The following is an 18,986-nucleotide window of genomic DNA, read 5'->3' on the forward strand; positions in this document are numbered from 1 at the left end:
TGATACACATTTTAATTGTTCGTTTGTGATACACATTTTAATTGTTCCCTAAGGGTGTTCACTTCTTTATGATGATCCTCAGCACATCCTCATCGTTGAGGACATGGTCGATCCCGACCTTCTGACCGTCAAATTTAACCGAGCTGCCCCAGACCCTGGCGTGCCGGAATTTACGAACAAAGTCTCTGTGGAGTTTCTGACACACGTCACCAACGGTTGAACCCTCTTTAATTATTAAAGGCTCACTGTAGTCTGCTTTCTGTCCCTGTGGCTTCATGTATATCCTTATAAGCCCAAGGCGGTTAAATATTTCCTCCCTGAGCTCATCAATGTTCAGGTTCCTGTCTGCAGATATCAGCAGGGCGTCGGGGAATTTTTGCTTTATATGATTTAGATAGGATTCATCCATGAGGTCTATCTTGTTTATAACGGTGATGGCGGGTATGTAGGCGCGGTTTGCCTCCATAACATCTATGAACTGGTCAACGGTTATATCCTCCCTTATGAGCACATCGGCGTTGTGGATGCCATACTCATTGAGCACGGATCTTATGATTTTTTCATCAAGGTGGGTCAGTTCAACTGTCGAGGACAGCTTCACACCACCAAGCTTTCTCCTCTTCACGGTCACATCAGGGGGCGTCTCGTTGGGCCTTATGCCAACATCCCGAAGTTCACGGAGGATCACGTCCATGTGGTCAGTGTTGAAGACATCAAGGACTATGACTATGAGGTCAGCGCTCCTTGCAACCGAAAGTATCTCCCTTCCACGGCCCTTACCTCTTGAGGCACCTGTGATTATCCCGGGTATGTCGAAGATCTGTATCTGGGCCCCCCGGTACTCCATCACACCAGGAACTATCTCAAGGGTTGTGAACTGGTACTCCCCAACCTTTGACTCTGCATTGGTGAGTTCGTTGAGAAGTGTGGATTTACCTACAGAGGGGAAACCTATGAGGACAACGGTGGAGTCGCCTGACTTTTTTATATGGAAACCCTTCCCCTTCCCTGAGGACGACCTTCTCTGGAGGGCCTCCTCCTTCAGGCGGGAGATCTTCGCCTTCAGTTTCCCTATATGGTGTGCTGTGGCCTTGTTGTATGGGGTCCTCTGTATCTCCTCTTCTATCTTTTTGATCTTCTCCTCGATATCCATAATACTCACATGAACATTGTTGAAGCGGGGCAAAATCAGTGTAATCATTCAATGTTCTCTAATCCACATTATTAAATATTTTCCCTTATAATTTTATATCATAAAATTCATAATATACCACGGTGATTTTATGAGGGTTGAGGACGTTATGGTTACAGATGTTGACACCATTGACATATCGGCCAGCCTTGCGGATGTTCTCAGAAACTATGTTGAGAACGGCAAGGGGAGCTCGGTTGTTGTCAAGGATGGTGTCAAGGTTGGAATTGTAACCACCTGGGACGTGCTTGAGGCAATTGCCGAGGGGGATGATCTTGGAGAGGTCAAGGTATGGGAGGTCATGGAGAGGGACCTTGTCACAATCCCGCCAGGGGCAACCCTGAAGGAGGCCGCTGAGAGGATGGTCAAGAACGTTGTCTGGCGCCTCCTGGTTGAGGATGATGACGAGATCATTGGCGTAGTCAGTGCAACAGACATACTCAGGGCCAAGATGGCCAAACGCTACTGAAAAATTAATTTTTCTTCACTGAATGTTGATTTCTTAGATTAAAAAATGGTTATGTGCTTTTTTAAATTATTTTTCTACTTCTTGTGGATTATAAAAAAATATGGTTATGCTGCCGTCCAAAGCAGCACACCCGGTTCCTGATGAAGGAACTTAAATGATGTCTGGTTGAATCCGCCCAGGAGGAACAGTTTCGTGAATACCGCGTCTTCCAGTTCCCTGTTCATTATCACAGTTGTGTACTGGTTTCCGCTTCCAATGACAATTAGGCTGAGCTGGGCATTGCTGTCCACAATCTCATTTCTGACAAGGAGGTTACCCTCTATTATTATGAGCTTGTGGGGGTTTATCCTCTGAACGGCCCTGTTGTTACCAATGGCTATCGTTGCATTTGTTGTATTTCCTTTCTTCTCTATGATGGTTCCAACCAGGTTGTCCTCCACCATTGTGTTGACGGTCTGAATCACGGTTGTGTTGTTCACAACCTGGGGCTTTGAACTTCCCATTGATGGATAGTAGCCGTACCTTGACCCTGTTTTCTTCTTGAAGTCCCAGGTCCCGAAGTATGTCCACCATGGTGCCTTTCCGAGCATGTCAGAGCTGAGTACAAGTACGAAGGATTTTGGTTTTGATGGGTGTGAGTATCTGAGTACACTGTCAGCCTCCCTCTCTGTGAGGCCGTAGCGTCCCGTCATAACTGCCCTGGCATCATCCCTTGAAAGTCCCAGGGTGGATGTGAGTATCTCGGCGGTTTTACCACTGTCATTTGTGTAGTTGTCGAGGGTTTCATAGGCAAGGTCCCCGCTGGATGATAACATTGTGAGTATACCCCTTGAGAGTGTCTCGTTACTGGTTGTCAGCGCCTTACCGATCCAGTAAGCCCTTGGAGTGTTCTGTGAACCACCATCGAACGTCACGGGCCTGTCGGCTGCAACGGCAAAGAGGTGGCCGAAGTCCCACCATGACATGACCACGGTGTCCTTGCTGGTGTTCTTCTTGATCCACTCCATTGATTTCCACATCCCATCATCTGTGCCCGGCGCAACAGATGATGTCAGTGAATGCGCTCCGCTCACAGATGGGGCCACCACCGCCAGCACAACAAGGGCCATCATGACAGGGGCCCTGACCTCTGGCTTCCTGACCAGGTATATGAATCCAGCTGCAATCACCCCTGCAAGGAGTTTAACAGCAACTGAGACACCGAAGGGCATTGCAATTGCAATAGCAGCCACAAAGGCAACCAGTGCAATGGAGGATGTTGTCTTAATATTTTCCCTGAGGTATTCAACCAGGAATCCAGTGAATATCCCTGCTGAAAGTCCCAGGGGTATTGCAAAGGTTGGTATGAACCTTGAACCCTTCGTGACAGCGTATCCACTCATCACCAGCCATACAACCATGAGTACCGCGTATAGGAGATACCGGTGCTTCATCTCACTGTCGGCGGTCCTGTTTTTATTCTGTCTTTTAATGAATTTGCTCTTCTTGCCGGCTTTAATCTTCCTTTCAGGTTCCTTTATCTGAACTTCAGGCTGGCGGTACTTCCAGAGGAGGGCTGCGACACCAAGTACACCGAGAAGGAATACCAGAAGGCCACCAACACCACCAACAACCGTTCCCTGTCCTGGCATGAACAGGTTCTTTGCCCCGGCCCCTGTGGTTATGAATTCAGGGATCTGTAGCTCTGAAACTGACACATAAACGTTGGGGTAGGCTGTTGTCTGGGCCGTTGCCTGTATCTGGGTGGTGCTCACAAGACCCGTCACGGCACCGGCCAGGCTGGAAAATCCTCCGAATATGCCTATGAGAATCCCGCCACCTAAGAGGAGAACCAGGAGGGGGAATATCTCGCGCTGATGCAGCAGCCAGTCAAGCTTACCCGTGAACTCCCTATCTGGTTTCTCACCCAGAACGTACCTTGAGATCACGGAGTAAACTATTATGAAGGCCACCAGAACGGCCAGATAGAATATGTAACCGACCCATGCAGCCGAGAATACAAGCACTGAAACTGCAGCTGCAAGCGCATAGGCTGTTTTCCTTTTCAGGTCCACTGCAAGCATGCTCTCTGTGAAGAACCAGAACACCAGCAGTGGAAGAACGAAGTTGAACATGTCGGTGTCAAAGAAACCGGCGTAGGTGTGGGCAACGTAGGTGGGGACCAGCCCAACCACCAGGGCCGCTGCGATGCCCCCATAATCATTGGTGATTCTCCTGACGAAGAGGTAGGCAGGGATGACGCAGAGGGAACCTATTAGGGCCCCCATCCAGAAGGCCACCTCCTTGAGGCTGAAGTCTCCAAAGATGTTTGCCACCCTGTAGGCAGCGGAGGTTATGTAAACTATGAGTGGAGGGTAATCAACAGGTCTTCCCGGTGGGTAGTAGGAGTGGAGGTCGTATGGTTTGCCATCAACAAGGGTATCCCCCATTATGCCCCTGGTGAGGTAATTCATTGTGAGCCTGTAGTTGTAGTATGAGTCCATCTCACTGAAGTATGGCAGTCCATCTGAGTCCTTATAGAAGTCCTTTGCATCAGCAGGGACCCCTCCAATGTTACTGGCCTCTGCCCTTATATAGAATACGGCTGAGAACAGCAGTATAATTATTATGAAGGGCTTCAATTTTTCAAGCAAATTTCTGATGTCCATTTAACCGCCTCTTTACCTTCTTGGTAATAAATTCAGGAACTTATGGATGATGTATACTCTTTAGTTCAGTAAACACTTATAAACTTTGATCTGTCTACAGGCTGAGGCAGTGTCCCGGTGAAAATGTACCCCATCATGCAGCCTGAACATCGTCAACCGAGCAGGTGAATCGACACTTGGGGAATCCCTTGCAGCCCACGAACTCACCGTAACGCCCTGAACGTTTTATAAGATCGGATCCACACTCAGGACACTTACCAACGATTTCTTCACCTTTGGATTCCTTCTTCCCACACGATGGGTCAAGGCAGGCCCTCTGACGTGGCCTGCCATAGGATATCATGGGAAGGCCGCATTTTTCGCAGCGACTTTTAAGTACACTGGCCCCCCGGGGAAGTGAATACACTGTTCTGCAATCAGGGTAGCCTGAACACCCCACAAAGGTGCTTTTGTTTCTGGGGGAATATTTTATGACAAGATTCCTGCCACATTCAGGGCATTCACCCACAACCCTGCTGTCCTGATAGGCTTTATAGAGGTCCCTGCCTATGTCCTTCATGTTCCTCTCAATATCGCTGAGTATGGATTTAACCTCCTCTATGGCCTCATCCACCACCCTGCCGCGGCTTATCTTTCCCTCCATGATCTCCTCGAGCTCCCTCTCAAACTGCCTTGTGAGCTCCTCACTGGTTATCTTCTCACAGTACTTTGTGAGGGTGTCAATTATGTTCTCACCCAGGGGGCTCACACGTATCTTCTTACCCTCAATGTACTTCCTGTCATAGAGTTTGGCTATTATATCGGCACGGGTTGACTTGGTTCCAAGGCCCCTCTTCTCCAGTTCCCTTATGAGTGAGGCCTCATTGTATCTGGCCGGAGGTTTTGTCTCCTTCTCCAAGGCGGATACCCCCACAACGCCCATAACATCCCCCTTGGATATATCAGGGAAAACCTCATCTTCAATGCGGGTGTAGGGGTAGCTATCCATCCATCCCCTCTTGCTCACCCTCTTTCTTGAGAAACTGAACTCCTCCCCTCCTATTTCAAGGTCGACCCTCATTGTCTGTAGAATGGCATCCTCTCTGAATACACTTATGAAACGGTGGACGATGAGTTCATAGATCTTTCTTTCATCACTGGAAAGATCTGATGGGAGAAGACCTGTTGGGTGTATTGCAGGGTGTGCATCATCAACCTTTTTACCCTCGTGGGGTTTTAGGGGTTCCCTGAGCCCTTCAATGTGCGCACCGAACCGGGGGTCCTCTGAAAGCCTGTCCAGTATCTTACGGTAACCTATGCTTTCAGGGAGTTTCTGGGATGATGTCCTGGGATAGGAGGTGTAACCCTCGGTGTAGAGGTTCTGTGCGATGGTCTGGGTCTTCTTGGGGCTGAATCCAAATACACGGTATGCCTCTGACTGGAGTGATCCCAGGTCAAAGGGCACAGGCGGTTTCCTTACTGTGTCCCTTACCTTCACACCTCTGACCGAGGCATCGCTGCCACCACACCTCTCAAGGACCTCATCAACAAGGGGGCGCTGGAATATCTTACCCCTTCTGCTCTCTGCCACGATCCCTGATTCCAGTTCTGCCTGGATTATCCAGTAGGGGACCGGTTCGAATTCCCTTATCTCCTTCTCCCTTTCAACGAGTATCGCAAGGGTGGGGGTCTGAACCCTACCGGCAGATAATTTAATGAAGCGGTTTGTGGCCTCCTTCACGGATTTCATGAGGGACCTTGAGATGTTAACACCGAATATGAAGTCAAGGATGTGCCGTGCAGCGCCACTGTCCACCTGCCCGCAGTCAAGTTCTATGGGGTTCTCATAGGCGCTCTGTATCTCATCCCCTGTGAGGGTTGAGAACTTCATCCTGACGGTTTTCTTGAGCGCATCCTCGCCGCAGCCATATCTGATGGCGTTGAAACCGATGAGTGTACCCTCTATGTCGTAATCACAGGCATGTATGTAGCGGTCAGCGCCGATAGCGAACTTTTTTATTACATTGAGGTAATCCTTAACGTAGTTCTTCTTCTTATCAATCTCATGAAGGGGCGCCCATTCAAGGTCAAAGAAGTGCTCTTCGCCGGGTTTACTCGGGCGAAGTGAATAGAGGTGCCCAACGGCTGATACGATGGTCACCCTTTTATTGCCTTCAGAATATTCCCAGTAGGACACCTTTCTGTACTTCTTTCTCTCTGCATCTGGAAAGAGTGCTCCTGCGATCTTCTCTGATGACTTGGGCTTCTCACATATTATAACTTCGTGCATCTTACCACTCGGAACCGTCACCTGTAGAATCCATAGAAGTCACTGCAGTAACTGCACATGGGATACTTGCCGTAATGATAATGGCTTGAGTCATCGGCGTTTATGTTGAACTTCTTATGGCATATGAAGCACACTTCTATCTTCTCTTCGTCTGAGGACTTCCCTTCACACATATATGATCCCCTAAACGATCCTGTGCTTCTGGAGAAGAAGAATTTCATCCTTAGTAAGCTTCTTACCCTCTTTGAATTTCTCATATATTTCACGGGCCCTCTCCTTCTCCTCAAGATCCCTTTCACGGGTGGCCCTTCTTTTAACGTTTCTCTTTTCTGATCTGAGGGCGTTGATCCTTTCGTTTATCCTCTTAATTTTGCCAAGGGTTGACTTGAATTCCTCATGTTTCTCCGAGGCCATCCTTCGGAATTCAAGAAACTTCTCATGGGCTTCATCAGCCTTCTTACGTATCTCATCCGTCTTTCTGAAGTACTCAAGCATCTCCTCATGATACTTCTGGGCCTCCTCTGAGAGTGAGACCACCTTCTCATGGTATTCCTCTGACTTCTTCCTGAGTTCAAGGGCCTTCTGTCTGGTCTCCTCATCCTCCTGGATCTTCATGAGCTTCTTACGTAGTTCATTGGCGGTCTTGACCAGTTCATTCTCCTTGTTAATGTCAAGGACCCTTGTTTCTATGATCTTATCTATCCTCCGGATCTCGTTCTCTATCTTTATCCGGTCACGACCACCGGATGACCACTCAAGCTTCTTTATCTCCTGGTTTATCTCGTCCCTGAGCTTCTTGTTCTCTTCAACCTTTGTATTTATCTCATTACGTCTGTCCCTGAGTTCAACAGCCCTGTTGAGGGTTTCACGAAGTTCAGTATTGAGTTTATCCCTGAGTTCTTTCATTTCACGGGCCTTTTTATTCAGTTCATCCCTTTCAGATGCCAGGCCTGAGAGCTTCTCCTCGTATTCATTTTTAAGGTCCATTACCTCATCGTAGCCGAGTTTATCCAGCTTATCGTCCACCTCAGCCATCTCCTCGATTATGGGCAGTATTTTTCTGAGGTCCCTATCCTCAACCACGGCGTCAGCCTTCTTCCTGAGGGCGGGCTTTGCATTGAATGCTATCCCCAACCTGGCTGCCTGTATCATGGATATGTCGTTGGCGCCATCACCAACAGCAACACATTCGCTGGTACTTATACCCTCCTCATCGAGGATCTTACAGAGAACATCATACTTTGAGTTTTCCACAAGAGGTCCGCTCACTTCACCGGTCAGCACACCGTCCTCCTCATGGAGCCTGTTGCAGAAGAGGTAATCAATACCAAGCTTATCTCTGATGGGCTCGGCCACAAGGTCAAAGCTTCCACTTATAACCGCAACCCGGTAACCCTTCTCCTTGAGGGCCCTGATGGTCTCCTCGGCACCCTCCATGAGGGGTAATTCATCTGCAACTGCCTTTATATCCTCAACCGCTGTTCCCTTGAGGAGCTTTACCCTTTCCCTTATGGAGGATTCGAAGTCAACATCACCCTGCATGGCCTTTTCGGTGATCTCCATTACCTCCTCCTCGACTCCAGCGATTTTCCCTATCTCGTCTATGGCTTCCCCATCAATAATGACATTGTCAAGATCGAAAACTACAAGTTTAATCAAAAATATCACCATTAAATCAGATCTAACTCGGCAAGCCTTGCCTTGGTCTTTTCAACTCCAAGCTTAGCGTCCTCAGCACTCTTGGCACCTGTGCACACAACCTTCCCTGAACCAAAGAGCAGCAGAACAACCTTCGGTTCATCCAGCCTGTAAACAAGGCCAGGGAACTGTTCAGGTTCATATTCTGTGTTCTCAAGCCCCAGGGCAACGGCCTCAAGGTTCAGGGGTTTCCCGAGGTTTGCCGAGGCAACAATGTTCTGGATCTTTATCTCAAATTCCTCGGGTATATCAGGGTCCATGGTCCTCATCATATCAACTGTGAGTTTTATGGCCCTCTTGGAATCCTCAATGGATTTAGCACCCGTACATACCAGTTTACCTGATCCAAAGATCAGAGCAGCGGTTTTAGGCTCCTTTAATTTGTATACAAGACCAGGAAACTGTTCCCGGTTAAAATCAACATTTTCAAGGGCTTCAGCAACTGTCTGAAGATCAATGGATTTCCCAAGGGTTGCAGAAGCAACAATATTTTCTATCTTGATATCCACATCTGTCAACTAGATACCTCCCGGTGAAGTTTAAACCTACATATAAATTTAAATGCACCTATATTAATATTGACGTAAAAAACTAGTTATTATAGATAATAACATATTTAATAATTCAGGCAGTGCATTGAAATCATTCATCCCCTTGCGGTTATTCTCTGTAAAATATATTTGTCCCTTTATACCACAATTTAAATAATTTGATTTTCATAGTGATAACATATACAGGATTCTTCAGGACCCGGGGTCCTTGCTGGGGGGATGATGTGGTCATTGATCCGAGAATCTACAAGGAACAGGTTGAGGAACTTGGAGTTGAGGGACTTGAAATAAATCCCTCAAACAGAGAGGAGGCCCTTGAGCTTCTGGGGGAGGTTGCGGGATACATAAAAAACCTTAAGAGGATAAGGTACAATCTCCATATGGACATGAGGATCATCAGAAGGCAGTACCTTGAGAGAATGAGGGACCCCCCGGTGAGGGGAGACCTGCGGAAGAGAAAGAGTATTCTGGATGAAAGAGATGATATCCTCGGTCCATATGAGGGTGTTGACAGGATCATAGATGCCCTCCTTGAGGAGCTGGATGAATCGGCACAGTTTTTAAGGGAATACGCTGGACTTGAGGATACCGGTGTATCCAGTGGTATTGAAGGGTGGTAGAGTTTGATAGAGGTTGAGGTTAAGGCTAAAATTTCCAGCGGGGATGAGGTAAGCGAACGCATAATATCACTTGGTGGGCGCCATGTTTCAGATGAGGAACAGAGCGACGTATACTTCAATGCCCCCCACAGGGACTTTGCAGAGACCGACGAAGCGCTGAGAATAAGAAAAACAGGTGAAAAGACATTCATAACCTACAAGGGCCCCAAAATTGATGATAGGAGCAAGACCAGAAAGGAACTGGAGGTTGAGGTTGCAGACGCTGAAACAGCAGCAGGAATACTTGAGTCCCTTGGATTTCAAAGGGTTAGAGAGGTCTTCAAGGAGAGGAGAACCTACTCACTTGGAGATTTCACCCTATCCATTGACACCGTGAGGGGCCTCGGGAACTACCTTGAAATAGAGAGGGACCTACCTGATGGCAGTGACTACGGGGATGCCCTCAGCGAGATATTTGAGCTCTACAGAAAACTGGGGGTAAGTGGGGGATTTGAGAGAAAATCCTACCTCGAACTTCTTGAGGCTAAAGGTGGATAGATGGATCAGGCATGATTCGGGTAATCTGGGCTTCTTGAGGCTGACGCTGGTTACGCTTCCTGAGCATGGAGGCTGAAAAGCGCCGGAAAACCACAGGCAATTAAAACCAGCACCCCCCGTAACTGCACACCATCTACAGCTGAAAGCGCCAGGACAACCACCAACAGCTAAAAGATGCAGACCGGAAGACGGCTGTACTCTCAAACCTTTTATACTTAAATATCAAATTTAAATAAATGCTAGAGTCTTCATTTTAATAAATCAGTTAAGGTGGTAATCCCTTGAAATACTTCGTCAGTCCCTTCAATAAGGAAGCTGAATTAGAATTTCCTGATAAGATCACGATTTATGACACCACACTCCGCGACGGGGAACAGACCCCGGGCGTATGCCTTGGAACAGAGGAAAAACTTGAAATAGCCAGGAAACTGGATGAACTCGGCATACACCAGATAGAAAGTGGTTTCCCGGTCGTATCAAAGCAGGAAAAGGTTTCAGTAAAGACAATAGCCAATGAGGGCCTCAATGCAGATATACTGGCCCTGAGCAGGACAAAGAAGGAGGACATAGACGTTGCAATTGACTGCGACGTTGATGGCGTCATAACCTTCATGGCCACATCCGACCTCCACCTCAAACACAAACTCAAACTCACAAGGGAGGAGGCCCTCAACGTATGCCTGAACTCCATAGAGTATGCCAAGGACCACGGCCTCTTCCTGGCATTCTCAGCAGAGGACGCCACAAGGACTGACCTGGACTTCCTCAAGCAGATATACATGAAGGCTGAGAGCTACGGGGCAGACAGGGTCCATATAGCAGATACTGTGGGTGCCATAAGCCCCCAGGGAATGGAATACCTTGTAAGAGAACTTCGAAAGGATATAAAAGTGGACATAGCAATGCACTGTCACAATGACTTTGGCATGGCACTCTCAAATTCAATAGCAGGGCTCCTGGCAGGTGGAACCGCAGTTTCAACCACAGTTAACGGTATAGGTGAAAGGGCCGGGAACACCTCCCTTGAGGAGCTCATAATGGCTCTGAGGATAATCTATGACATTGACCTTGGATTCAACATCAGCGTCCTGTATGAGCTTTCAAGGCTTGTTGAGAAACACACCCGCATGAAGGTGCCTGAAAACAAGCCCATAGTTGGAAAGAACGTCTTCAGGCACGAGTCAGGCATACACGTGGACGCCGTGATAGAGGAACCCCTAACATATGAGCCGTTCCTCCCTGAGATGATAGGCCACCAGCGCAAGATAGTCCTGGGCAAACACTCAGGTTGCAGGGCGGTCAAGGCAAAACTTGAGGAGTACGGTATAGAGGTTACAAGGGAGGAACTCTGCAGGATAGTGGAGGAGGTAAAGAAAAACAGGGAGAAGGGGAAATACATTAACGATGAACTCTTCTACAGGATCGTAAGGTCTGTCAGGGGACCTGTTGACTTCTAGGTGGCTGGAATGAACATGAGAGAAGGAATTGAAGGTATCCTCAGATAGTTTTTCAGGTGGTTAAAATGAACATCACAGAGAAGATCCTTGCAGATGCAGCCGGAGTGGATGAGGTCACACCCGGCGAGATAATAGAGGCCAGGGTTGACCTTGCAATGACCCACGACGGCACATCACCCCCAACAATCCGCACATTCAGGGAGATAGCCTCAAGGGGAGGCCCCGACAGGGTATGGGACCCTGAAAGAATAGTTATGGTATTCGACCACAACGTACCACCCAACACAATAGGGGCAGCAGAGTTCCAGAGGGTAACATCTGAATTCGCATCTGAGCAGGGGATAAATAATATCTTCAAGAACGCTGAGGGAATATGCCACCAGGTACTCCCTGAGAAGGGATTTGCACGCCCAGGAATGGTCATAGTGGGTGCAGACTCACACACATGCACATACGGGGCATTCGGCGCATTCGCAACTGGAATGGGAGCCACAGACATGGCAATGGTATTCGCCACAGGAAAAACCTGGTTCATGGTGCCCGAGGCAATGCGCATCGAGGTTACAGGCCAACTGCAGGGTTTCACCACAGCCAAGGATGTTATACTGAAAATCATAGGAGAAATCGGTGTTGACGGGGCAACATACAGGTCAGTGGAGTTCACAGGCAGTACCGTTGATGAAATGGACGTTGCCGGAAGGATGACAATCTGCAACATGGCAGTTGAAATGGGGGCCAAAAACGGTATAATGGAGCCCAGCAGGGAGATAACCCAGTATGTAAAGTCCAGGACAGGGAGAGGCTTCAGGGTTTACCGTTCAGATAAGGACAGCCAGTACGTGGAGGACCACCACTTCGATGTCTCTGACCTCGAACCACAAGTTGCCTGTCCAGATGATGTGGATAACGTGGCACCCGTTCACAGAGTTGAGGGAACCCACATAGACGAGGCATTCCTTGGTTCATGCACAAACGGCCGCTACGAGGACCTCAAAATGGCAGCAGATGTCCTTGGTGATAGAAGGGTCCATGATGATGTGAGGTTCATAGTTGCACCCGCCTCAAGGGAGATCTACCTCAGGGCACTGGAGGATGGGTTAATAGAGACCTTCCTAAGGGCAGGAGCCATAGTCTGCAACCCGGGCTGCGGGCCCTGTCTCGGGGCCCACATGGGAGTCCTGGCTCCAGGAGAGGTTAGCGTAGCCACAACCAACAGGAACTTCAGGGGAAGGATGGGTGACCCATCATCAAAGGTCTACCTGGCCAACCCGGCGGTCGTGGCGGAATCGGCAGTTAAAGGGGTGATCAGCGCACCCGAATAAAATTAATGGGAAGACCCGCATTATGAGGGAGGCAGGAAATGGATGTCAATGTCATGGAGGAGATTGAACGCATCGAGAGGATAATAGGGAGGCTCTCAAACACCCAGAAGATACTGCTATCAACAGATGGCTCGGTAACAAGGATACTTGACGTGCTGAGGGGAACAGTAACCATAAGGACCATAAAACAGGAATTCATACCATCAACTCCAGAAATCGCAGATAAACTCAGGATATCCCCGGGGGAAATGGTTAATCACAGGGTGGTTGTCATAGGAAATAATGAACCCCTGATACACGCAGTATCATACATACCACTATCAAGGCTTGATGATGGCTTCAGAGAGGACCTCATAAGGGCGGATATACCCATAGGGAGGATCTTGAAGAAGCACAGTATAGAATCCCGCAGGGAGATAGAGATCCTTGACATAGAAAGTCCCAGCAGTGAACTCAGGGAAATATTCAAAACAGACTCCCCCATGCTCACAAGGACCTACAACATAATCCACCAGGACGAGGTGCTAATAAGGATAAAGGAGACCTTCCCATTCGACTGGTTCAGGGAAGAATTCCGGTAACGGTGTTTTCATGGGAGTTAAATTAAAGGATATAATATCAGCAGAGAAGATAAGACTTGATGATCTCAGGGGACGCACCGTTGCAGTTGATGCAGCTAACAGCATATACCAGTTCCTCTCAAGCATAAGACAGAGGGATGGAACACCCCTCATGGACTCAGAGGGGCGGGTGACATCCCACCTCAGCGGAATACTCTACAGGACAGCGGCAGTGATGGAGAGGGATATAAGGGTGGCCTATGTCTTTGATGGGAAATCCCATCACCTCAAGGGCGAAACAGTAACAAGGCGTATTGAAACCCGGAAGAAGTCTGAAGTGGAATGGAGGAGGGCCCTTGAGGAGGGGGACATCGAGAGGGCAAGGAAGTATGCTGTGAGGTCCTCGAGGATGTCACAGGATATAGTTGAAAGTTCCAAAAGGCTCCTTGAACTCCTCGGGATACCATACGTTCAGGCACCTGGAGAAGGCGAGGCACAGGCATCATTCATTGTCAGGAGGGGTGATGCCTGGGCAGTGGCATCCCAGGACTACGACTGCCTCCTCTTCGGAGCCCCCAGGGTCGTTAGAAACCTCACACTCAGCGGAAAACTGGAAGAACCAGAGATAATTGAACTGGAATCTGCCCTCAGGAATCTTTCAATCACCCATGAACAGCTCGTGGACCTGGCACTCCTCGTTGGCACAGACTTCAATGATGGAATAAAGGGGATAGGTGCAAGGAGGGGACTCAAACTCATAAAGGAAAAGGGTGACGTATTCAGTGTAATTGAGGAGGTTGATGGGGACATCGGAGGCGACCCCGACGTCCTAAGGGGGATATTCCTTGAACCTGACGTGACCGGGGACTATGAACTGAAATGGAGGAAACCTGATAGGGATGGGGTCATAGATTTCCTCTGCGGCGAGCATGGCTTCTCAGAGGAAAGGGTAATGGCGGCCCTTAAAAAAATTGAAGGTGCTTCATTCACACAGAAAAGCCTTGAGGACTGGTTCTAAGGATCATGGACTCCACTAGATGTGGGTATATGTACTAGTGGAGTGTCACTGGACTGGTTCTAAAATCATGAACTCCACTCCCGCAGATCATCGGCTGATGGTTCATATAGGAATCCCCTTTCCCTGCAAAATTCGATCAGCCTCCTGTAGGAAGGGTGGGATGAGAGGGTGCCGGTATCACCTATTATTATAAGCTTGCGCCTTGCCCTTGTAAGTGAAACATTGAGCCTCCTGAGATCCCTGAGGAAACCTATGTTACCTTCACTGTTACTTCTAACCATTGAGATGATGATGACCTCCCTCTCACGCCCCTGGAAACCATCCACACTGTTAACCTCAACACCTGTCATGGAGGATATCAGGTCCACCTGGTCATCGTAGGGTGTTATTATACCGATCTCCTCTTCTTTCACACCCATCCCCATGAGTGCACCAGCGATTATAACTGCAAGGTCCGCCTCAAGGGGGTTCTGAATTGACGTTGAGCCCTTCAGCCTCCTCTCACCCACCCCAACCCTTGAGGTATCAATAAAGAGGACAGGGTCCCTTTCTGCAATTTTCCTGTGTGGCATGGAGTCAGGGATTTCAGCGGATATAACCTCCAGTATTGAAATTTCCCTAAGGGAGGAGTGGGCCCTTATCCTTCCCCCATAGAACTCCCTGTTTGGGAACTCCATTATGGCAGGGTTCATACGGTACTGGCAGTTCAGCATCCATGAATTCTCAGGGTATGACCCTATGAGCTCCTCAAAGAGGGTAGCCTCCAGTTCAGAGGCCTCAGGGTTCAGTATGGTTGGTGGAAGCTGCCGGTGGTCCCCTGCCAGCACGAACCTTGGTGCACGTGAGAGTGGTATGAGTATGCTGGGGATTGTGGCCTGGGATGCCTCGTCGACAATTGCAACATCAAACTTCACATTATCTATGTACTCTAGGGCCGCAGATGAGTTGGTTGCAAGGACAACCTGGCTGTTACGGATTATCCTGTCAACGATTTCAACTTCAACCTCCTGCATCTTCCTGTGGAGTTCATCTATCTGCTGGTTGACCTCTATCCAGCGGGCCATGGATATCATCACATTGGGGGATATTCCCCGGGCGCCCCTCCTCTTTGTGGCGTTGATCATTATCTGACTGTCTGTAAGCCCCCTGCGCAGCTGGGGGGTGGGTTTATGGTGCCTTTCACGCTCCTCAATGAGCCTTTCAATCCTCTCCTGGTATTCGAGGACCCTTCTGTAGTCGGGGTGGTTCTCAAGTTTATATGCAAGTGTCTCCTGCAGGTTGGTCCTGGAGACCCTCTGGGGGTGTCCGAGACGGACACACCTCAGATGACCTGCGATTCCCTCAAGGAGGTTATCAACTGCAGCGTTGCTCTCAGCCGTCACCAGGACACGGTTACCCCTCCTGACCTCCTGCCTTATGAGTTCATGGAGTGTACGGGTCTTCCCTGTACCGAAGGGCCCGTGTATAAGGAAGAAGTCATCTGACCCCAGGGCCCTCATTATAGCCTCCCTCTGGGACCTGTTGAGTTCAGAGTCCACGGGTTCAAATTCAACAATCTGGTGACCAGATGGCTTTTCATCTCCCAGAAGAAACCTTAAAACCCTGAACACATTCCTTCCTGCACCCCTGAGGTTATCTATCATCCTCTGGAAGGTTATGTCATTGGCGTAGAGGTCCACCCTTACGTTCCTCAGGGCCCAGCGGGGGACATTTTCAAGTGCCACCACAATGAAGCGTTTACCCTTCGCCGCCACGGTACCTGTTAGGTCACTTTTGAGGGGGTTTCCACGGCTTATCAGGACAAGGTCACCCACCGATATCTGGGTATCTATGGGTTCCCTCCTCCCGTATTTCACGAGATGGAATCCAAGTTCACGCCCGGTTACCTTACCGTTAAGGCCATTTATGGCCCTCCCTATTCTTTCACGCTTCTGGGGGGACAGTCTCCTTATCTCGTTCATCATGGCGTTTATCTCTGCCTCCCTCTCCATCTCAACAAGTTTAATGAGCCTCTTTATATATGATTTCACACTGATAGTATCCACCCCAGACTTACGTTAGTATCTCATTATCTTCATTAACATGATTTTCCAGGATTCACCTAGAATGGGGGGTATTCCCCGAAGAATTCCCTGGCGTATCTCCTTGCGGTTTCAACCTGCTCTGGGTATTTTCTACTAAGACGCTCCTCCAGTTCTTCACGGGTCTCTGATGAGGCAACGGTTTTCAGGAAATTCACGTAAACCTCGAGACCATCAACTTCGTCCTCTGGTCCCCTTAAACAGGGCATCTCAATGGTCAGGCAGATGTCCTCACGTCTGAAGAGTTTCTTGCGTATGTGGGGTGATACAGACCCTATCAGAACACCCTTCTCCAGTTCTATGAGGGGAGGGACACCATCCATGCTCCTCCTTGAGGGATCCGTTAATCTGCTGTAGCTCTCCTCCCTGTAGCAGTGGGCCTCCAGGTATGTTGATGGCTGGTACTTCTCTATGAGTCCTATTATCTCCATTCCCTGCTGGCTCCTGTAATAATTGGGGTCGAGTGTGCTCATGTACTCTGTGGGGTTGCAGCTGTATATTATCAGTTTCCCCCTCCGGATGTCATTGAAACCAAGCTTCCTGAGGGCTCTTATAGCTGTGAGGCCTTCCTTTCCATGCACACCACCAACAAAGAGTCTTACAGGACCTCTGCCCTTATCTATCATCCTGAAGAAACCCAAGTTCTTCCTCCTATGTCCCCTCTTCCCAGTTTTCAAGGTACCTTATCTGTTTCTCTGTCAGTTCATCGATCTGGATTCCCATGGCCTCCAGTTTCATCTCCGCAACCCGAATGTCTATTTCATCAGGGGCCCTGTAGACGCCGGGTTCAGGTTTTTCAGTGAGGAGATATCTTGCTGATAGTGCCTGCATTGCAAAGCTCATGTCCATTATCTCTGCTGGGTGGCCCTGACCCCTCTCTGAGGCGAGGTTCACAAGTCTCCCCTCGGCAAGGAGGTATAATTTGCGCCCATCAGGCATGATGAAGACCTCTATGTCCTCCTTAACCAGTCTTTTCTCCCCTGATAACCTTTCAAGGTCCTCCCTGTTTATTTCAACGTTGAAGTGGCCTGCATTTGCCATCACACAGCCGTCCTTCATGTTCATGAAGTCATCACCCGCAACCACATCAGTGTTTCCTGTTGCAGTTACCAGTATATCTGCATGTTTAACGGCCTCTGAGACCCTCATAACCCTGAATCCATCCATACGGGCCTCAAGTGCCCTTATGGGGTTAACCTCGGTTACTATGACATTCGCGCCAAGACCCTGGGCCCTCAGGGCTATTCCGCGCCCGCACCAACCATAGCCACACACCACAACGGTTTTGCCTGCTATGAGCATGTTGGTGGTTCCCATTATGGAGTCAAATGTGGACTGGCCGGTCCCATAGCGGTTGTCGAATAGGTACTTTGTGTAGGCGTCGTTCACGGCCATCACGGGAAATTCGAGGGCACCATCGGCTGCCATGGCCTTTAGTCGGTGTATACCTGTTGTTGTCTCCTCACAGGCACCTATTATTCCATCAAGGAGTTCCCTCCTTTCCCTGTGTACCAGGAATATCATGTCTGCCCCGTCGTCTATGAGGATGTCAGGTTCATGGTCCAGGACACGGTGTATGTTTTCATAGTACTCCTCATTGGTTTCACCGCGCCAGGCGTACATGTTAAGGCCCATTTTTGCTCCAGCGGCGGCTGCATCGTCCTGGGTTGATAGGGGGTTGCATCCTGTCATGGCAACCTCTGCACCGCCTGCCAGGAGGGTGAGTCCCAGGTTTATGGTTTTTGGTTCTATATGGAGGCATGATGCTACTGTGATCCCCTCGAATGGTTTTTCCTCTGAGAAGTCCCTCTTGATCCTTTCAAGTACAGGCATGTGTTCCTGAACCCACTGGATCTTCTTTTTACCCTGTGGGGCAAGTGATATGTCTTTAACATTATATGGCATGGTATCACCAGGTTAACTTAATTCATTGACTTTAGATAAATAGTTGGAGTGACCACTTAAAAATAGTTATGAGGAGGCCTTCTGGTGACTTTTCATTATTGCTTTTCACCTTCTGGATCCACCACAGAAGGCTGTTAATGATCCATATAATTGCTTAAATTTTGTTTTTTTTAGATTATAAAGATTTAAAAGATTTTGATTCAATAATGGAAATTCCAATAAACTCTTTGAAATTATAAAACATTTTTAGTGATTCTAATAAGTTCATATCACACTAAAAATTATTTTTAAAGCTTTTAATCCAATAAAATAATTTTTTAAGGCCATTGAAGGGATATCCTTCAGAAGTTTTTGACCATTTTCCAGCTAGCCTTTTATAATAACCACATGTTATTTTAAGCTTCTTTTATCATTAAAAGTCATTATAGTTTATTTTTAACTTTTTATCTCGCTAAAATTTTGATTTTAATTTTTTAAATTATTCATGATCTTTATTTTTTAATTATAAAGCCCAAAAGCAAGTCGTCTGTCAATATAAATGAACTGCATTATCGGGGATCGACAAATTTATAAGTCTGAGAGGAGAAATTTCAGAGTGATACAGGCCAAATAGAGAAAAAATCCGCCCTGTTAAAATCAGACCAAAATGGGATTGAAAT

16 protein-coding genes are annotated in these 18,986 nt (G+C 48.3%); 7 read left to right on the plus strand and 9 right to left on the minus strand.

Annotated features, from left to right (window positions below; all coding sequences use genetic code 11):
- Nucleotides 1-58 precede the first annotated feature (58 nt).
- Nucleotides 59-1,153 carry a GTP-binding protein gene (locus QFX39_RS03545; RefSeq protein WP_300477581.1) on the minus strand — a complete coding sequence of 365 codons (1,095 nt, stop codon included), beginning with the start codon at nucleotides 1,151-1,153 and terminating at the stop codon, nucleotides 59-61.
- A gap of 130 nt (nucleotides 1,154-1,283) precedes the next feature.
- Between QFX39_RS03545 and QFX39_RS03550 the strand changes: the two genes are divergently transcribed.
- A complete protein-coding gene (locus QFX39_RS03550) occupies nucleotides 1,284-1,661 on the plus strand; it encodes a CBS domain-containing protein (RefSeq protein WP_300477550.1) in 378 nt (125 codons plus the stop codon).
- Between the two features lie 104 nt (nucleotides 1,662-1,765).
- Here the strand turns inward: QFX39_RS03550 and QFX39_RS03555 are convergent, their stop codons facing one another.
- The 5 genes from QFX39_RS03555 to QFX39_RS03575 form a co-directional block, all read right to left on the minus strand.
- Entirely contained in the window at nucleotides 1,766-4,309 is a 2,544-nt protein-coding gene (locus tag QFX39_RS03555) for an STT3 domain-containing protein (RefSeq protein WP_300477552.1), read from the minus strand.
- Nucleotides 4,310-4,442: 133 nt separating this feature from the next.
- A complete protein-coding gene (gene topA, locus QFX39_RS03560) occupies nucleotides 4,443-6,578 on the minus strand; it encodes a DNA topoisomerase I (protein ID WP_300477553.1) in 2,136 nt (711 codons plus the stop codon).
- Between the two features lie 17 nt (nucleotides 6,579-6,595).
- The gene (locus QFX39_RS03565) at nucleotides 6,596-6,751 is read right to left on the minus strand and encodes a hypothetical protein (protein WP_171770388.1); all 156 of its coding nucleotides are present in this window, start codon (nucleotides 6,749-6,751) and stop codon (nucleotides 6,596-6,598) included.
- A 10-nt stretch (nucleotides 6,752-6,761) separates the two neighbouring features.
- Nucleotides 6,762-8,237, minus strand: a complete 1,476-nt coding sequence (gene serB, locus QFX39_RS03570) for a phosphoserine phosphatase SerB (RefSeq protein WP_300477554.1) — start codon at nucleotides 8,235-8,237, stop codon at nucleotides 6,762-6,764.
- Between the two features lie 11 nt (nucleotides 8,238-8,248).
- Nucleotides 8,249-8,794, minus strand: a complete 546-nt coding sequence (locus QFX39_RS03575) for a TATA-box-binding protein (protein ID WP_013295048.1) — start codon at nucleotides 8,792-8,794, stop codon at nucleotides 8,249-8,251.
- A gap of 257 nt (nucleotides 8,795-9,051) precedes the next feature.
- Here QFX39_RS03575 and QFX39_RS03580 point away from each other — a divergent pair, with 257 nt between their 5' ends.
- The 6 genes from QFX39_RS03580 to fen all read left to right on the plus strand — a co-directional run bounded on the left by QFX39_RS03580 (nucleotide 9,052) and on the right by fen (nucleotide 14,341).
- A complete protein-coding gene (locus tag QFX39_RS03580; protein WP_300477555.1) occupies nucleotides 9,052-9,447 on the plus strand; it encodes a hypothetical protein in 396 nt (131 codons plus the stop codon).
- 3 nt (nucleotides 9,448-9,450) lie between these two features.
- Nucleotides 9,451-9,984 carry a class IV adenylate cyclase gene (gene cyaB / locus QFX39_RS03585; protein WP_300477556.1) on the plus strand — a complete coding sequence of 178 codons (534 nt, stop codon included), beginning with the start codon at nucleotides 9,451-9,453 and terminating at the stop codon, nucleotides 9,982-9,984.
- A gap of 281 nt (nucleotides 9,985-10,265) precedes the next feature.
- A complete protein-coding gene (locus tag QFX39_RS03590; RefSeq protein ID WP_300477558.1) occupies nucleotides 10,266-11,441 on the plus strand; it encodes a homocitrate synthase family protein in 1,176 nt (391 codons plus the stop codon).
- A gap of 65 nt (nucleotides 11,442-11,506) precedes the next feature.
- Entirely contained in the window at nucleotides 11,507-12,763 is a 1,257-nt protein-coding gene (gene hacA, locus QFX39_RS03595) for a homoaconitase large subunit (RefSeq protein WP_300477559.1), read from the plus strand.
- 38 nt (nucleotides 12,764-12,801) lie between these two features.
- Nucleotides 12,802-13,344, plus strand: coding sequence for a chorismate pyruvate-lyase family protein (locus QFX39_RS03600; RefSeq protein WP_300477561.1), 543 nt, complete (start codon nucleotides 12,802-12,804; stop codon nucleotides 13,342-13,344).
- Nucleotides 13,345-13,354: 10 nt separating this feature from the next.
- Nucleotides 13,355-14,341 (plus strand): flap endonuclease-1, encoded by a 987-nt coding sequence (fen, locus tag QFX39_RS03605; protein ID WP_300477562.1) that lies wholly within the window; start codon nucleotides 13,355-13,357, stop codon nucleotides 14,339-14,341.
- A gap of 65 nt (nucleotides 14,342-14,406) precedes the next feature.
- Here fen and QFX39_RS03610 read toward each other — a convergent pair whose 3' ends face one another.
- From QFX39_RS03610 to ahcY, 3 genes are all read right to left on the minus strand, one after another.
- Nucleotides 14,407-16,371 carry an IGHMBP2 family helicase gene (locus tag QFX39_RS03610; RefSeq protein ID WP_300477563.1) on the minus strand — a complete coding sequence of 655 codons (1,965 nt, stop codon included), beginning with the start codon at nucleotides 16,369-16,371 and terminating at the stop codon, nucleotides 14,407-14,409.
- Between the two features lie 71 nt (nucleotides 16,372-16,442).
- Nucleotides 16,443-17,063: a DUF2119 domain-containing protein gene (locus QFX39_RS03615; RefSeq protein ID WP_300477565.1), complete on the minus strand. Its 621-nt coding sequence runs from the start codon at nucleotides 17,061-17,063 to the stop codon at nucleotides 16,443-16,445.
- Between the two features lie 10 nt (nucleotides 17,064-17,073).
- A complete protein-coding gene (gene ahcY / locus QFX39_RS03620) occupies nucleotides 17,074-18,327 on the minus strand; it encodes an adenosylhomocysteinase (protein ID WP_300477567.1) in 1,254 nt (417 codons plus the stop codon).
- Between the last annotated feature and the right edge of the window lie 659 nt (nucleotides 18,328-18,986).

Origin of the sequence: Methanothermobacter sp., from assembly GCF_030055425.1 — an archaeon.
In the GTDB taxonomy this organism is placed as follows: domain Archaea; phylum Methanobacteriota; class Methanobacteria; order Methanobacteriales; family Methanothermobacteraceae; genus Methanothermobacter.

Coding starts and splice junctions, on each gene's coding strand:
- QFX39_RS03550 (WP_300477550.1), top strand. CDS start 1,284: ATGAGGGTTGAGGACGTTATGGTTACAGATGTTGACACCATTGACATA.
- hacA (WP_300477559.1), top strand. CDS start 11,507: ATGAACATCACAGAGAAGATCCTTGCAGATGCAGCCGGAGTGGATGAG.
- fen (WP_300477562.1), top strand. CDS start 13,355: ATGGGAGTTAAATTAAAGGATATAATATCAGCAGAGAAGATAAGACTT.
- QFX39_RS03545 (WP_300477581.1), bottom strand. CDS start 1,153: ATGGATATCGAGGAGAAGATCAAAAAGATAGAAGAGGAGATACAGAGG.
- QFX39_RS03565 (WP_171770388.1), bottom strand. CDS start 6,751: ATGTGTGAAGGGAAGTCCTCAGACGAAGAGAAGATAGAAGTGTGCTTC.
- QFX39_RS03600 (WP_300477561.1), top strand. CDS start 12,802: ATGGATGTCAATGTCATGGAGGAGATTGAACGCATCGAGAGGATAATA.
- QFX39_RS03555 (WP_300477552.1), bottom strand. CDS start 4,309: ATGGACATCAGAAATTTGCTTGAAAAATTGAAGCCCTTCATAATAATT.
- ahcY (WP_300477567.1), bottom strand. CDS start 18,327: ATGCCATATAATGTTAAAGACATATCACTTGCCCCACAGGGTAAAAAG.
- topA (WP_300477553.1), bottom strand. CDS start 6,578: ATGCACGAAGTTATAATATGTGAGAAGCCCAAGTCATCAGAGAAGATC.